At 77.5% G+C, this 15,498-nt stretch carries 12 protein-coding genes; 3 read left to right on the top strand and 9 right to left on the bottom strand.

The genetic code is table 11. The annotated features are described in order from the left end of the window. Positions 1-76 precede the first annotated feature (76 nt). The gene (locus ACHZ99_RS28140) at positions 77-1,369 is read left to right on the top strand and encodes a protein kinase domain-containing protein (protein WP_420307596.1); all 1,293 of its coding nucleotides are present in this window, start codon (positions 77-79) and stop codon (positions 1,367-1,369) included. 102 nt (positions 1,370-1,471) lie between these two features. On the opposite strand, the gene ACHZ99_RS28135 is transcribed toward ACHZ99_RS28140, so the two are convergent. The 7 genes from ACHZ99_RS28135 to ACHZ99_RS28105 form a co-directional block, all read right to left on the bottom strand. Further along, the gene (locus ACHZ99_RS28135) at positions 1,472-2,353 is read right to left on the bottom strand and encodes a TrmH family RNA methyltransferase (RefSeq protein WP_420307595.1); all 882 of its coding nucleotides are present in this window, start codon (positions 2,351-2,353) and stop codon (positions 1,472-1,474) included. 74 nt (positions 2,354-2,427) lie between these two features. Further along, positions 2,428-3,669: a uroporphyrinogen-III C-methyltransferase gene (gene cobA, locus ACHZ99_RS28130; RefSeq protein WP_420307594.1), complete on the bottom strand. Its 1,242-nt coding sequence runs from the start codon at positions 3,667-3,669 to the stop codon at positions 2,428-2,430. A 163-nt stretch (positions 3,670-3,832) separates the two neighbouring features. After that, positions 3,833-8,014, bottom strand: coding sequence for a nicotinate-nucleotide--dimethylbenzimidazole phosphoribosyltransferase (gene cobT / locus ACHZ99_RS28125; protein WP_420307593.1), 4,182 nt, complete (start codon positions 8,012-8,014; stop codon positions 3,833-3,835). 391 nt (positions 8,015-8,405) lie between these two features. Next, a complete protein-coding gene (gene cbiE, locus ACHZ99_RS28120; RefSeq protein ID WP_420307592.1) occupies positions 8,406-9,686 on the bottom strand; it encodes a precorrin-6y C5,15-methyltransferase (decarboxylating) subunit CbiE in 1,281 nt (426 codons plus the stop codon). Between the two features lie 112 nt (positions 9,687-9,798). Then, positions 9,799-10,404 (bottom strand): GNAT family N-acetyltransferase, encoded by a 606-nt coding sequence (locus ACHZ99_RS28115; RefSeq protein WP_420307591.1) that lies wholly within the window; start codon positions 10,402-10,404, stop codon positions 9,799-9,801. A 77-nt stretch (positions 10,405-10,481) separates the two neighbouring features. Further along, the gene (locus tag ACHZ99_RS28110; RefSeq protein ID WP_420307590.1) at positions 10,482-12,002 is read right to left on the bottom strand and encodes a MetQ/NlpA family ABC transporter substrate-binding protein; all 1,521 of its coding nucleotides are present in this window, start codon (positions 12,000-12,002) and stop codon (positions 10,482-10,484) included. After that, a complete protein-coding gene (locus ACHZ99_RS28105) occupies positions 11,999-13,030 on the bottom strand; it encodes a methionine ABC transporter ATP-binding protein (protein ID WP_420307589.1) in 1,032 nt (343 codons plus the stop codon). Before ACHZ99_RS28105 ends, ACHZ99_RS28110 begins: the two co-directional genes overlap by 4 nt. 580 nt (positions 13,031-13,610) lie before the next feature. On the opposite strand from ACHZ99_RS28105, the gene ACHZ99_RS28100 reads away from it, so the two are divergent. Continuing rightward, entirely contained in the window at positions 13,611-13,979 is a 369-nt protein-coding gene (locus tag ACHZ99_RS28100) for a hypothetical protein (protein WP_420307588.1), read from the top strand. Further along, positions 13,972-14,427: a hypothetical protein gene (locus ACHZ99_RS28095; protein ID WP_420307587.1), complete on the top strand. Its 456-nt coding sequence runs from the start codon at positions 13,972-13,974 to the stop codon at positions 14,425-14,427. Before ACHZ99_RS28100 ends, ACHZ99_RS28095 begins: the two co-directional genes overlap by 8 nt. Here ACHZ99_RS28095 and ACHZ99_RS28090 read toward each other — a convergent pair. Then, positions 14,360-14,884 (bottom strand): GNAT family N-acetyltransferase, encoded by a 525-nt coding sequence (locus tag ACHZ99_RS28090; RefSeq protein ID WP_420307586.1) that lies wholly within the window; start codon positions 14,882-14,884, stop codon positions 14,360-14,362. The genes ACHZ99_RS28095 and ACHZ99_RS28090 overlap by 68 nt on opposite strands. A 52-nt stretch (positions 14,885-14,936) precedes the next feature. After that, positions 14,937-15,491, bottom strand: a complete 555-nt coding sequence (locus ACHZ99_RS28085) for a sigma-70 family RNA polymerase sigma factor (protein ID WP_420307585.1) — start codon at positions 15,489-15,491, stop codon at positions 14,937-14,939. Positions 15,492-15,498: the final 7 nt, after the last annotated feature.

Below are 15,498 nucleotides of genomic sequence, written 5' to 3'. Positions count from 1 at the left end.
CCCTGCCAGCGCGAGCGGCGCTCAAGTCCGTAAGCTGTGCACGGCAGACAGACCGGGCAGCGGGGATGGTTACGGCATGGCGATGATGCGGCTCCGTCGTGAGGATCCGCGTGTCGTCGGCTCGTTCCGGATCCACCGGCGGCTCGGCGCGGGCGGCATGGGCGTCGTCTACCTGGGCTCCGACCGGCGCGGCCAGCGGGTCGCGCTCAAGGTGATCCGGCCCGACCTGGCGGAGGACCAGGAGTTCCGCTCGCGGTTCGCCCGCGAGGTCTCGGCGGCGCGCCGCATCCGCGGCGGCTGCACGGCCCGGCTGGTGGCGGCCGATCTGGACGCGGACCGGCCGTGGTTCGCCACGCAGTACGTGCCCGGCCCCTCCCTGCACGACAAGGTCGGCGACGAGGGGCCGCTGGCGGCCGCGCGGGTCGCGGCGATCGGCGCGGCGCTCTCCGAGGGCCTGGTCGCCGTGCACGAGGCGGGCGTGGTGCACCGCGACCTGAAGCCGTCCAACATCCTGCTGTCCCCCAAGGGCCCGCGGATCATCGACTTCGGCATCGCCTGGGCGACCGGCGCGTCCACGCTGACGCACGTCGGCACGGCGGTCGGCTCGCCCGGCTTCCTGGCGCCCGAGCAGGTGCGCGGGCAGCCGGTGACGCCGGCGAGCGACGTGTTCTCGCTGGGCGCCACCCTCGCGTACGCGACCACGGGCGACTCGCCGTTCGGGCAGGGCAGTTCCGAGGTGATGCTCTACCGGGTGGTGCACGAGGAGCCGCTGCTCGACGGGGTGCCGGACGCGCTGGCGCCGCTGCTGCGCACCTGTCTGGCGAAGACCCCGGACGACCGGCCGTCGACGCTCCAGCTGTCGCTGCGGCTGAAGGAGATCGCGGCCCGCGAGGCGCACGGCGCGGGGCCGGAGCCCGCGCCGCCGCGCCGGGCCGCCGCGGAGCGTACGGACCCGGGGCCGACGGCCGCGCACCGGCCGCCGACGCCGCGGGCGACGGGTGCGGGCCGCCCGGGTCCGGGGGCCGGACCGGGCGGCGGGCCGGGCGCCGCGCAGCGGCCCGGGGCGCCGGGTGCGGGGCGGCCGGGCGCGGCGCAGCGGCCCGGCGCGGCCCAGGGCCCCGGCCCGGCCAGCGCCCGGGGCCCGCCGCGCGTCCCGCGCCGCCGCAGCGGCCGGGGCAGCGCGCGGGCGGCGGCGGAGCGGCGCGGGGGCCGGCGGCGGAGCGCGGGCGGGCGGCCGAGCCGCGTACCCACGGGTCCCGGAGCGGGCCGCGCGAGGGCGCCGGGGCGGCGTCGGCGCACGGCCCGGCGGCCCCGGCCCCGCGCAAGTCCGCGCCGCCGCGCCGGCCGGCGCCGGACCGGGCGCGGCTGATGCGGCAGCGGCTGATCGTGTTCGTGACGGTGACGCTGCTGGTCGCGCTCGGCATCGCGGCGGCCCAGGGCTGCCAGGGCCCGATCTAGTACCGCCGGCGGATCACTCCGGCGCCGCGCCGCCCGGGTGATCGGCCACGCCCGGCGCGGCCGGCCGACGGTTTTCGGCCACGTCCCCCGGACCGGTCGCCACCGCGTAGAACGCGACGGCCGCGGCGGCGCCCACGTTCAGCGAGTCCACCCCGTTCGACATCGGGATCCGCACCCACCGGTCCGCCGCCCGCAGCGCCCGCGGCGACAGCCCGGCGCCCTCCGTGCCCAGCAGCAGCGCCGCCTTCGGCAGCCGCTGCGGCGCCGCCTCGGTGATCGGCTCCGCCGCCGGGTCGGGGGTGAGGGCGACGAGGGTGAAGCCCGCCTCGCGCACCGTCTCCAGGTCGTGCGGCCAGGAGGCGAGCCGCGCGTACGGGACGTTGAAGACGGCGCCCATGGAGACCTTCACCGACCGCCGGTACAGCGGGTCCGCGCAGTCCGGCGAGAGCAGCACCGCGTCCATGCCGAGGGCCGCGGCGCTGCGGAAGACCGCGCCGACGTTGGTGTGGTCGTTGACGGTCTCCAGCACGGCGACGCGGCGGGCCGCGGCCAGCAGCCCGGCGGCGTCGGGCAGCGGCTTGCGGCGCATGGAGGCGAGCGCGCCGCGGTGCACGTGGTAGCCGGTGACCTGCTCGGCAAGCTCGAAGCCGACCACGTACACCGGCGCCGGCAGCGCGTCGATGACGTCCCGCATCGCGTCGACCCACTTGGCGGAGAGCATCATGGAGCGCGTCTCGTAGCCGGTCTGCACCGCCCGCCGGATGACCTTCTCGCCCTCGGCGATGAACAGCCCCTCCGCCGGTTCGCGCCGGCGGCGCAGTTCGACGTCGGTGAGGTTCGCGTAGTCGGAGAGGCGCGGGTCGTCGGGGTCGTCGATCGTGATGAGTTCTGCCACAGGGTGATCCTGCCGTGCCGCGGGCGGAATCCCGACGCCGGGGTACGCGCCCGGGCCGCCGGCGCCGCCGGCCGTCAGCCGGCCGGCCGGGCCGCCACCTCGCCGACGACGATCACCGCCGGCGGCCGCACCGCCGCGCGCTCGACCGCCGCCGCGGCCGTGGCCAGCGTGGCGTCCACCCGCCGCTGCGCGGCCGTCGTGCCCTCCTGCACGACCGCCACCGGCGTTCCGGGGTCGCGCCCTTCGCGTACGAGCGTCTCCGCGATGGCCCCGATCCGCTCCACCGCCATCAGCAGCACCAGCGTGCCGCGCAGCCGCGCGAGCGCCGGCCAGTCCACGAGCGAGCGCTCGTCGTCGGGGGCGACATGGCCGCTGACGACGGTGAACTCGTGCGCCACCCCGCGGTGCGTGACCGGGACACCCGCCGCCGCCGGGACGCTGATCGCGCTGGTGACGCCCGGTACCACCGTGCACGCCACGCCCGCCGCCGCCAGCGCCTCCGCCTCCTCCATGCCGCGGCCGAAGACGAACGGGTCGCCGCCCTTGAGCCGGACGACCGCCCTGCCCGCCCGGGCGTGCCCGATCAGCGCGTCGTTGATGGCCTGCTGGGCCATGGCCCGGCCGTACGGGATCTTCGCGGCGTCGATCACCTCGACGTACGGCGGCAGTTCGTCCAGCAGGTCGCGGGGTCCCAGGCGGTCGGCGATGACGACGTCGGCCTCGGCGAGCAGCCGGCGGCCGCGGACGGTGATGAGGTCCGGGTCGCCGGGGCCGCCGCCGACGAGGGCGACGCCGGGGACGCGTGTGCGGTGGTGGGGCGCGCTGAGCGTGCCGTCGCGCAGGCCCTCCACGACGGCGTCGCGGACGGCGGCGGAGCGGCGCGGGTCGCTGCCGGTGAGCACGGCGACGGTGACGCCCTCGCTCCGGCCGGTGGCGGGGGTCCAGGCGGTGGCGGCGGAGGCGTCGTCGCTGCGTACGCACCAGACGCGGCGGCGCTCGGCCTCGGCGGAGGCGGCGGCGTTGGCCTCGGGGTCGCGGGTGGCCACGACGGCGTACCAGGCGTCCGCCAGGTCCCCGTCCGCGTACCGCCGCCGCTCCCAGGTCAGCTCCCCGGCATCGGCCATCGCCTCCACGGACGGGGTGGCGGACGGCGAGACGAGGGTGACCCGGGCGCCGGCGGCGAGCAGCGCGGGCAGCCGGCGCTGGGCGACCTGGCCGCCGCCGAGGACGACGACGCGCCGGCCCGAGAGGCGCAGGCCCACGGGGTACGCGAAGGCGTCGGAACCGGAGGCGGGAGGGGCGGGGGGACGGGACATGGCGAAGCGGCTCCTCGTACGGTGTGCCGGCCGCTGCGGCGTCGGAGCGGCGGTTCGTCGCGGACCGGCCGGCGCCGGGGGCGTGGCGCGCACGGCCCGCGGTGCCAACCCTATGGCCTGCGCCGAAGCGGCGCCGCGGGCGCCCCGGGGCGTACGCGCGCGCTCAGCCCTTCTCCGTCACGCCCGCCGCGTCGAACGTCGCCACCTCGTGCATCGCCCGCGCCGCGCTCTGCACCAGCGGCAGCGCCAGCAGCGCGCCGGTCCCCTCGCCGAGGCGCAGGTCGAGGTCGATCAGCGGGCGCAGCCCCAGCTTCGTCAGCGCCGCCGCGTGCCCCGGCTCCGGGCTGCGGTGGCCCGCGATGCACGCCGCCAGCGCCTCCGGCGCCACCGCGCGCGCGACCAGCGCCGCCGCGCCCGCGCTCACCCCGTCCAGGACGACGGGCGTGCGCAGCGCGGAGCCGCCGAGGATGAAGCCGACGAGCGCGGCGTGCTCCAGGCCGCCGACCGCGGCGAGCACGCCGATCGGGTCGGCGGGGTCGGGGCGGTTGACCTCGATGGCGCGGCGGACGGCCTCGACCTTGCGGGCGTGCGTCTCGTCGTCGATGCCGGTGCCGCGGCCGGTCACCTCGGCGGGCTCGGTGTCGGTGAAGACGGCGATGACGGCGGCGGACGCGGTGGTGTTCGCGATGCCCATCTCGCCGGTCAGCAGCGCCTTGTTGCCCGCCGCGACCAGGTCCCTGGCGGTCTCGATGCCCACCTCGACGGCGCGGAGCGCCTCCTCCCGGGACATCGCGGGGCCCACGGTCATGTCCGCCGTGCCCGCGCGCACCTTCCGCGGCACGAGCCCCGCCGCGGCGGGCAGCTCGGCGGCCACCCCGGCGTCCACGACGCACACCTCGGCGCCGACCTGGGTGGCGAAGGCGTTGCAGACGGCGCCGCCGCCGAGGAAGTTGGCGACCATCTGGCCGGTGACCTCCTGCGGCCAGGGCGTGACACCCTGCGCGTGCACCCCGTGGTCGCCGGCGAAGACCGCGACGGCCGCGGGCTCCGGCACCGGCGGCGGGCACGTACGGGACAGGCCGCACAGCTGCGCCGAGATGATCTCCAGCACGCCCAGCGAACCGGCCGGCTTCGTCATCCGCTTCTGCCGCTCCCACGCCTCGCCGAGCGCCTTGGCGTCCAGCGGGCGGATGCCCTCCAGCGTCTCGGCGAGCAGGTCGTGCGGGTCCTCGCCGGGCAGCGCGCGGCGGCCGTAGCTCTCCTCGTGGACGACCCACGACAGCGGGCGGCGCTTGGACCAGCCCGACTGCACCAGCTCCGGCTCGTCCGGGAACTCGTCGACGTAACCGACGCACAGGTACGCCACGACGTCCAGGTGCTCCGGCAGGTCCAGCTCGCGGACCAGCTCGCGCTCGTCGAAGAAGCTGACCCAGCCGACGCCGAGGCCCTCGGCGCGGGCGGCGAGCCAGAGGTTCTCGACAGCGAGGGCGGAGGAGTACGGGGCCATCTGCGGCTGGGTGTGGCGGCCGAGCGTGTGCCGCCCGCCGCGGGTGGGGTCGGCGGTGACGACGATGTTGACCGGGGTGTCCCGGATGGCCTCGACCTTCAGCTCCTTGAACTGCTTGGCGCGGCCCTTCGGCAGGCTCTTCGCGTACGCCTCGCGCTGGCGCCGGGCCAGCTCGTGCATGCGGTGGCGGGTCTCCTCGGCGCGGATGACGACGAAGTCCCAGGGCTGGGAGTGGCCGACGCTGGGGGCGGTGTGGGCGGCCTCCAGGACGCGGAGGAGCACCTCGTGGGGGACGGGGTCGGAGCGGAAGCCGTTGCGGATGTCGCGGCGTTCGCGCATGACGCGGTGGACGGCGGCGCGTTCGGCGTCGGCGAAGCCGGGCGCGGCGGGGTCGGCGGCCACGGCGCCGGGGGCGGCCGCGGGGTCGGGGGCGCCGGTGGCGGCGGGCGCGGAGTCCGCGTCGGTGGCGGCGGAGTCGGGCGCGTCTGCCGCGGGCGCGTCTGCGGCGGGCGCGGGATCCGCAGGCACGTCTGCCGCAGGCACGGGGCCCGCGGGCGCGGGGTCCGTCGCGGCGGTGGCGGGGTGGGTCGCGGCGGCGGGCGCCGGGGTGCCCCCGGGCGGCGTCGACGCGGCCGGTGCCGGGCCGACGGCGGCAGGCCCGGGTGCCGGGGTGGCCTGTGCCGGTACGGCGGCGCCGGGAGCCGCCGCCGGGTCCGGGGTCTCCGCGTCCCCGCCCGGGGCCGCGGAGGCGGCGGCCGCGACGGGCGCGTTCACGGCGGAGCCGCGCCGCCGCCGGCCGCGGAGCTGCGCCACGGAGGCGCCGGCGCGCGGGACGGGCACGGCGGTCTCGTCGCCGGCGTCCGGGGCCACGGCCGCGGCGTCGGTCGCCCCGTCCGCGGCAGCGCCCGCGTCGCCCGCCTGGGCGGCCCGGGCCGTCTGGGGCGCCTGGGCGCCGTTCTGGATGCCGAGCGACACGCCGCGCCGGGCTCCGGCGGCGGCGTGCACGGCACCCGGGGCGGGCGCGGCCTCGTCGCTCGCGCCCCGCGCGGCGGGTACGGCGGGCTGCCCGCCGGCCGCCGCCGGGCCGTGCGCCGCCCGCGCCCTGGCCCCGTTGACGGGCTGCCCGTTGGTCACGGCGTGGAGCACGACACCGTCGGCGGGCGATGGTTCGGCGGAGTCGCCCGGACGGTCCGTACGGGACGGTGAGTCGTCGGCGGCGTGCGCGTCCGGCCGCGCCGCGTCGACGGGTTCGACCGGCTCCTGCTCGACGGCGGGTGCCGGAGAGCCGTGACCTGCCTGGCTGTCGGCCGCGGCGGCGGCCGGGCCGCTCTCCGCGGCCTCATCGGCCCCGGCCGCCGGGTCCTGACCGCCCGTCCCGGCCCGGGCGTTGCTGCCGGGCCCTCCGTCGCCTGCCGCCTGCGGCCCGGCCGCACCGACGACCTGGCCGCCGGACGCCGGAGTCCCGGGGCCCTGCGCGGCGGAACCCTGACCGGCTCCCGTGCCGCCCGCGATGTCGGCCGCCCCGGGCCCGGAGTCGTCGGCCCGCCCGTCCGCCGCGGCGTTGTCCGCGCTGCCGTCCGCAGGCCGACCGGCCGCGCCCGGCCGCGCTGCGGCGCCGGGCTGTTCGTCCCGTACCTCGTGCGGCACCGCCGTGGTCGCGGCCTGGGCCGCGTCGCCGCCGCCGGATCCGGTGGCGGGTACGGCGGCCGGCGCGGCCGCGTCCGCCGGTCCCCCGCCGGCGGCGGGTCCGTCCTGGTCGCCGGCGGCCGTCGTGGCCCGGGCGGGCATCGAGACGCCGCGGCCCAGCGAGGCGCCCGCCGAGGCCGCCGCCCGCGCGACGGCGGCCTGGGCCGCGTCCACGCCGGCGCTCACGCGGGTCGGCGCGGGCTGCGCGCCCGCGGTCCCGGCCGCGTCGGCCGGTTCGGCGCCGGCGTCCGGGGATGTCCCGGCGCCGTCCTGCGCGGCCGGTGTTCCGGACGCCTCGTTCGCCGCAGGGGCCGCCGCCGTGGCGCCGTCCCGGGCGGGCGCCGCCTCGCCGGGGTCGTGCGGCTGCGCCGGGGCGACCGTTTCTGCGTGGGCCGGGTGCGAGACGGCGGCCCAGCCCGCCGGGGCGGGCGGGATCTCGCCGAGCTGCGGGCCCGGCAGGTGGGTCGCGCCGGCCCGGGTGACGTCGAGGTACTCGGGGCCGGTGGTCGGCGGGCCCGGTGTGCGCAGCGGCGGGTGCGGCGCCTGGCCCGCGGCCTCCGCCACCTGCTGCGGTACGGGGCCGGCCGCGGCCGGCACGGACTCCTGCGGCACGGTCGCGGCCGCGTCGCCAGCGGCGCCGACGGCGCCCGCGGCCGCGTGCCCGGCGGCCGCGGCGGCCGGATCGGCTCCGCCCGCCGGCGCCGCCTCCGCCGTGGCCGGCGTGCCCGGTCCGGTGCCCGGCTCCTCCGGTCCACCCGGCGCTTGAGCCGCCGAACCGGCGCCCGTGGCCGTCGCGTTGCCGCCCTCCGCCGCGCGCGCCGGGCCGCGGTCGGCGAGCGAACGCACCACTCCCCCGGCCGTCTCCGGCACCGGCGGGCCCATGTGCAACGGCCGCCGCTGCCCGCCTGTCGCCGGCTCGGCGCCCGCCGCGGGCGCCGCCGTCCGCGGGTCGGTCCACGCGCCCTGCGCGCCGGGCAGGAACAGCAGGTCGTCGTCGTCCGCCGCCGGTGCCGCCGCGGGCTCGGCCGCCGGCCGGGGTGCGGTCTCCGGCGCGGTCTCGGGGTTCCCCGCGGAAGCGGGGGCGGGGTGCCCGCCGGCGGCGTCGTCCGGCCCCGGCTGGTGCCCCTCCGGGAGCTTGCCGGTGTCAGTCATGCGTCCGTACCCCTCGCCCATCGCTCCAGCTCCTTCTCCGACCGTTCGTCCGGCAGCAGTCCCTTCGGGACAGACCGGCCGCCCATAGCTAGAACGAGCACACCCCGCCCGGCGGCACGACCGCTCCGGCAGGGTTTACGTTCCCGACAACTGCGACAAGACCCCCGGACATTACCGGCATTCGGGAACGCTGCCACGAAAGCCTGGTCACGGCACAACAGTCGGCCAGCCTACCCGCAATCCGCACGCGGGTCCGGCTGGGGTCGAGGCCCGCGGGCGCGGCCCGGTGCACCGCGGGGAGCACCCGGCGCACGCCTCCCGCGCGCCCGGAGCGCGCTCGCGCGCACCAGCCGCCCGGCCCCCGGGTCAGCCCACCGCCCAGCCCCCCGGCTCAGCTCCCGCGGCTCCCGGCGATCAGGAACACGACGCTCCGCTCCCGTTCCCGCCACCCCGTGCCCTGCCCCGCGTCCGCCGGCCCCTCCGGGTCGAGGTCGACCGACTGCAACAGTGAGCACTCCACCGCGTATCCCGCGTCCGCCAGGGCCCGTACGACCTCCTCGGCGCCGTCCCGGGTGCGGGCGTGCGCGACGATCCGCTCCGGGCGCCGGGCCGCGCACTCGGCGACCACCGCCGCGCCGCCGCCGCCGACCCGGACGACGTCCGGCTCGGGCAGGTCGTTGAGCACGTCGGGGGCCTCGCCGTGGACGGTCTGGAGCAGCACCCCGAAGCGCCGGGCCGCCGCGGCGGCGCGGGCGCAGGCGTCGGGGTCGCGGTCCACGGCGAGGACGGCGGCGCCGAAGCGGGCGGCCTCGACCGCCGCCGCGCCGCTGCCGGAGCCGATGTCCCACACCAGATCCCCCCGGCGCGGCCCGAGCCGGGCGAGCTGGACGGCGCGCAGCTGCGGCGCCTCGCCCGGGTCCGGGGCGGCGGCGTACTCGGTGGCGGCCAGGCTCCAGCCGCGCTGCGCGGGCGGGTAGCCGGCGTCGTGGCCGGCGAGCCAGCCGCCGGCCGCCGCGGCCCCGCCGCCCTGGCCCGCGGACCCGGTGACACCGCCGGCGCCCGTGGCGAAGCCGCCGCCGATCACCAGCGTCACGTTCGGGTCGCGCCACACGTGCTCCGCCACCTTGTCCGACGTCAGCACGGTCACCCGCTCCTGCGCCCCGCCCAGCTCCTCGCAGATGACGAAGGTCCGGTGCACGTCCCGCAGCAGCAGGGCGAGTTCGGCGGGGCCCGCGCCGGGCGAGGTGAGGACGGCGACCTTGGGGTGCGCCCGGCAGACGTTCACGGCCCGGCGGAGGTTGCGCTCGTGCGCGACGACGACCTGCGCGTCGTCCCACGGCATCCCGGCCCGGGCGAAGGCGGCGGCGACGGACGAGACCGCCGGCAGCACCTCGACCTCCAGCCCGTGCTCGGGGGCGCGCAGGGTGCGTACGACGCCGAAGAAGCCCGGGTCGCCGTCGGCCAGGACCACCGCGGTGCCGCGGTGCCGGGCGATCCGGCGCGCCGCGAGGCCCACGCTGCCCAGCCGGATCCGCTCGGCGCCGGGCGGCACCTCCGGCAGGGCGAGGTGGTGCGCCGCCCCGGCCACCAGGCTGGCCGCGCCGAGCGCGGCGCGCGCCGCGTCGGTCAGCGGGGAACCGTCCCACCCGATCACGGTGACGCGGTCCGCCATCGCTCACTTCTCTCCTGGTCGTCGGCCGGGGGTGCGCCGGCGCCCCGGCGCCCGCGCCCGGACCGCGGGGGCCGTCGCGCACACGCGCGGGCGCGCCGGAGGCAAGGGAGCGTCAGAGCACACTACTCCCGCCGTCCGCGTCCAGGTCCTCGGGCAGCAGGCTCCAGACGATCAGGTCGGTGCGGATGTCGGTCCAGCCGCCGTCCTCGGTGCGCGTGCGCGCTATCCAGGCGTTGCGCAGCACGCCCTCGCTGATGCCGCCGATCTTCTGCGCGACCTGCTGCGCCGCGGTGTTGTCCGCGGCGGTGCGCAGCTCCATGCGCTCGAACTTCTGCGCGTCGAAGAGCCAGCGCGCGACGCAGAGCACGGACTCCGCGGCGTACCCCTCGCCGCGCGCCCAGGGGGCGACGACGAACCTGGCCTCGGAGGCCAGCGTGCGCCAGTCGGTCCGCCGCAGGTGGACGTTGCCGACGAGCCGCTGGGTGAGGAACTCCGACACCGCGAAGACGATGCCCCGGCCGCCGGTGCGCTCGGCCGGGGCGATCCGCGTCACCCAGTCGCGGGCGTCGTCCCGGGTGTACGGGTGCGGCGCCTGTGTCCACGCGGTGACGGCCTCGTCGTTCATCATCTCCGTCAGCGCCGGCACGTCCTCCTCGTCGAACGGTCGGAGCACCAGCCGGTCCGTGCTGAGGGAGACGTCCGGGAAGGTGGATGACATGCGCTTCTCCGAGTGCGTGGACCGACGAGAGCTGACCTACGACAGCATGCAGCATCCGCGCCCGGATGTGCCACGCATCAGCCCACGGGACCGAACACCGGTACGGACGAGGGGAACTCCTTCTCCAGGAACGCCTTGGTCTCCGGGGAGTTCAGCAGCTCGCCGAGCTTCCCGATCGCCGGATCGTCCACGTCGGCGGACCGTACGGCGAGGATGTTGACGTACGGGTTGCCCTCGGCCTCCTCCAGCGCCAGGGAGTCGGTCCGCGGGTCGAGGCCGGAGTCGATGGCGTAGTTGCCGTTGACGACGGCGGCGTCGACGTCCTGGAGCGCCCGCGGCGTCTGGGCCGCCTCCAGCTCGCGGATCTCCAGGCCGCGGTCGTCGGCGACGTCGTCCAGGGTGGCGTTCAGGCCGGTGCCGTCCTTCAGCTCGATGAGGCCCTGGGCGTCGAGGAGGTGCAGGGCGCGGCCCTCGTTGGTGGTGTCGTTGGGTACGGCGACGGTGTCGCCGGCGCCGAGCGCGGCGACGTCGTCGGCGGCGTCGGAGTACAGGCCCAGCGGTTCGACCAGCACGCCGACGGTGGGGACGATGTCGGTGCCGTTCTTGTCGTTGTAGTCGCCGAGGAACGGGGTGTGCTGGAAGAAGTTGGCGTCGACCTCGCCGGTCGCGACCGCCTCGTTGGGCTTGACGTAGTCGGTGAACTCGCGGACGCGCACGTCGATCCCGGCGTCCTCGGCCAGGTTGTCCTGCACGAACTTCAGGATCTCGCCGTGCGGCGTGGGCGTCGCGGCCACGGTGACGGTGTTCTCCCCTCCGTCGCCGCCGTCGGAGGTCAGGGAGGCGGTGCCGGCGGTGAGCGCGCCGACGAGCGCGACGCCGGCGACCGCGGTGACGCCCGCCCGCGCGGGGCGGGAGACGCGCAGGTAGGCGGCGCTGCGGGTGCTGCGGTCGCTGAGGCTGCGGACGAAGAAGTCGCCGATCAGCTGGACGACGTTGACCAGGAGGACGAGCAGCACGACGGTGACGAGCATGACGTCGCCCTCGTAGCGCTGGTAGCCGTAGCGGATGGCGACGTCGCCGAGGCCGCCGCCGCCGACCGCGCCGGCCATCGCGGAGTAGCCGACAAGGGCGATGACGGTGGTGGTCAGCCCCGCGACCAGGGACGGGAGCGCCTGCGGCAGCAGGGCCTTGCGGACGACGGTCCAGGTGCCGCCGCCCATCGCCTGCACGGCCTCGGCGAGGCCGGCGTCGACCTCCCGTACCGCGGTCTCGACCAGCCGGGCGAAGAACGGGATGGCGCTGAGGGCCAGCGGCACGATGGCGCCCTTGAGGCCGATGGACGTGCCGACCAGGGAGCGGGTGAACGCCGTCAGCGCCAGCATCAGGATGATGAACGGCAGCGAGCGGCCGATGTTCACGACGAGCCCGATGACCCGGTTGACGAGGAGGTTCTGCAGCGGCCGGCCGCGGTCGGTGAGGACCAGCAGCACGCCCAGCGGGGTGCCGAGGACGACGGCGACGAGCGCCGCCCAGCCGACCATGGCCAGCGTCTCCCAGAGGCCGGTCAGCAGCTCGGGGCGTATCTCGGTCCAGCTCACTTGGCACTCTCCAGGGCGGGCAGGGCGGGCAGGGCGGCGGCGCCGGCGCCGACCGGGTCGATCTGCAGGCCCTGCTCGCGCAGGAAGCCCAGGGGGACGACGTTCTCCTCGTACGGGCCGGGCAGCTCGATGCGCATCCGGCCGACCTGCCGGCCGCCGACGGTGTCCATGGCGGCGCCGAGGATCGACACGTCGATGTTGTACGTGCGCGACAGGTGGGAGATGACCGGGCGGCCGGCGGTGTCGCCGTGGAAGGTGATGTCGACGACGGTGCTGGTGGCGCCGTGCGCCTCGCCGCCCACGGGGAAGAGCTGGGCGGCGATCTCGGAGCCGGGGGTGGCCAGCAGCTCGTCGAGGGTGCCGGACTCGGTGACGCGGCCGTCGCGCATCAGGGCGGCGGAGTCGCAGACGGCCTTGACGACGTCCATCTCGTGAGTGATGAGCAGGACCGTCAGGCCCAGCTCGCGGTTGAGTTCGCGCAGCAGCGCCAGCACGGAGCGGGTGGTCTCGGGGTCGAGGGCGGAGGTGGCCTCGTCGGAGAGGAGGACCTGCGGGTCGCCGGCGAGCGCGCGGGCGATGCCGACGCGCTGCTTCTGGCCGCCGGACAGCTGCGCCGGGTACGCCCTGGCCCGGTCGGCGAGGCCGACGAGGCCGAGGAGGTCGAGCGCCTTGCGGGCGCGCTCCCGGCCGGACAGGCCCAGGATCTCCAGCGGCAGTTCGACGTTGTCCTGCACGGTGCGGGCGCTCAGCAGGTTGAAGTGCTGGAAGATCATGCCGATACGGGTGCGGGCGGCGCGCAGGTCGCGGCCGCCGAGCGCCGTGAGTTCCTGGCCTGCGACCGTGACGGTGCCGGAGTCGGGGCGCTCCAGGAGGTTGATGCAGCGGATGAGGGTGGACTTGCCGGCGCCGCTGCGGCCGACGACGCCGAAGACCTCGCCCTCGCGTACGCGCAGGTCGACTCCGTCGAGCGCGGCGGTCTCGCGGCCTCGGGTGCGGTAGACCTTCTTCAGGTCCGCAACTGTGATCACGTGGGTTCCATGGCTCTCGGGTGCCCGGCCGCGGGCGCGGGCGGGCACGGCGCGGCGCGCTCGCGGCGGAGCGCGCTGCTCGGATGACGGGGGTGGCGGATCGCTCCCGGCGGCGGCGCGCACGGCGGCGCGGCGCGGCCCGGGCACGCGGGCTCGGCTCTCGGCACACGGCCGTGCGGGGCACGGCGGCTTCAGCGGCCCGCGGACTCGCTTCGGGGCGCGAGTCGCGTGGCGGGGGCCCTCAGCGGTGCATTCGACACATGCGGCGAGCACCGGGCGTCATGTTCCTCGCCTCGGTCGCACTGCGGCTGCTCGTCGTGGTCATGCGGCCCAGTAAAACAGATGGCCGGCGCGGCCCGGGCTCGCCGTCCGCATTGCGGACAGCCCGGCCCACACCGCCGCCCACGTCCCCGCACACCGCCCTGACCTGCACGGACGAGGGTGCGGCGGGTCCGTCGCGGGGAGCGGCGGGGAGGGGGCGCTGTGGTCAACGCCACGGCCGGGGCCCGGTGGCCGGAAGCGCGCGTACGGTGCCGGGACCCGGATCCGGGGGCCCGCGGGGACGCAGTAAGGTCGAGTCATGTTCACCCCCTTGACGATCGCGGTCGCGCTGGCCGCGCTCGCTCTGGCGGCCTGGTGCGGGTACGCCGCCGTCAAGGATCAGCCCACGAAGGACTGGCACTTCGGCGGCATGGCCGTGGTGACGGTCCTCGCGCTGGCCCAGGTGGTCGTCGGCCTCGTGCAGCTCGGCCGCGGCGAGGACCCGGACGAGGGCACGGCGGTGTTCGTCGCGTACCTGCTCGCCGCCGGGTTCGCGGTGCCGGCGACCGGCGTGCTGTCGCTCTCGGAGCGCACCCGCTGGGGTTCGGCGACGGTGGCGGTCGGCGGGTTCGTCCTGGCGGTGCTGCAAGTGCGGCTGTACGACATCTGGGCGGGCACCGGTGGCTGAGCGGCGGCCGGCGGCCGGAGAGCCGCGCGAGCGTGCCCGGCTGTCCGGCGGGCCGGGGCGGCTGATCCTCACGCTGTACGGCGTCTTCGCCGTCGGCGCCACGTCCCGGGCGGTCTACCAGCTGAGCACGCAGTTCGACGAGGCGCCGCTGGCGTACGTGCTGTCCGCGCTGGCCGCCGTCGTCTACGTCTTCATCACCGTCGCCCTCGCGCGCGGCGGCGAGACCGCGCGCCGGCTCGCCCTGGTGTGCATCACCGCCGAGCTGGTCGGGGTGCTGGCGATCGGCACCTGGACCGAGGTGCAGCCCTCCGAGTTCCCGGACCAGACCGTGTGGTCCGACTACGGCCGCGGCTACCTCTTCCTGCCCGTCATCCTGCCGGTCATCGGGCTGTGGTGGCTGAGGAGACAGCGGACGGAGCGCCGTCCAGCGGAGCCTTCTCCAGGGTGACCAGGCTCAGTCGCGCGCTGACCCGCTCCGTGCCCACCGGCTCGTAGCCGAGCCGGCGGTAAAGGCGCAGGTTCGCCTCGCTGCGGTGCCCGGTGAACAGCTGGTACCGCTTGACCTGCGCCCCGCCCTCCGCGAGCCGGGCCTCCATGGCGAGCAGCAGCCGGGCGCCGAGGCCGTGCCCCTGGAGCCGGGGGTGGACGATGAGCCGGCCGATGACGGCGGTGCCGTTCTCCTCGACGGTGCCGCGTACGGCGCCGACGACCTCCTCCCCGAGGCGGGCGACGACGGCGGCGCCGCGGCCGAACTCGGCGCGCAGCTCGTCGAGGGTCTCGGTGAGCGGCGGTATGCGGTAGTCGCCGTAGAGGGCGGCCTCGGCCTGGTAGCAGAGGTACTGGAGTTTCAGGACTTGCTCGGCGTCGTCGTTCGTCGCCGGCGTGATCGTCACACTCTTGCCCATGCCGCGCCCGCCTCCCTTGTCACCCCGGTAGCCAGGCCGCACACCCTGCGGCCTACCGCGTGTTTCCCCGCACTTCACCCGGCGCAACCTCCGCCGTGAGCATTCTGCGCAGCGCGGTCAGGCAATGGCTACGGACCGGGCCGAGACTTCCCTGTGATATTGCCAACTCGCCCGAGATATCCCGGTACGTGGGGTCGCCTCCGTCCAGCAGCGCGGCGAGGAGCCCGGGGCAGCGGCCGGGCAGCCGGCGCACCGCCGCCCGCAGGGCGCGGCGGTGCTCGGCGGCGACCACGGCGCCCGCGGGGTCCGGCCCGTACCCGCCCGCCCCTTCGGCCCCGTACGCCCCCGGCCCCGCCGCGCCGTACGGCACCTCGCGCCCGGCCCGCCGCCGCGCGGCGCGCACCTCGGCCCGTACCGCCGCCCGCACCCACCCGGCGTCCGCCGGCGCCGCCGCGCGGTCCCGTTCCAGCAGCCGCAGCAGCACGCCCTGCTCGACGTCCGCCGCCTCGACCCCGGCCGCGTACGCCTCGGCCGCCGCCTCCGCCCGCAGCAGCGGGCGCAGCGCGGCGGCCGGGCCGGGTTCGTCGTCGTCGCACTCCTGGGTCACGGAAGGG

It is taken from the genome of Streptomyces sp. MAR4 CNX-425, from assembly GCF_048656465.1.
Taxonomy (GTDB): domain Bacteria; phylum Actinomycetota; class Actinomycetes; order Streptomycetales; family Streptomycetaceae; genus Streptomyces.
The sequence above is the reverse complement of the archived record's forward strand: the minus strand, read 5'-3'. Positions and strand labels throughout refer to the sequence as shown.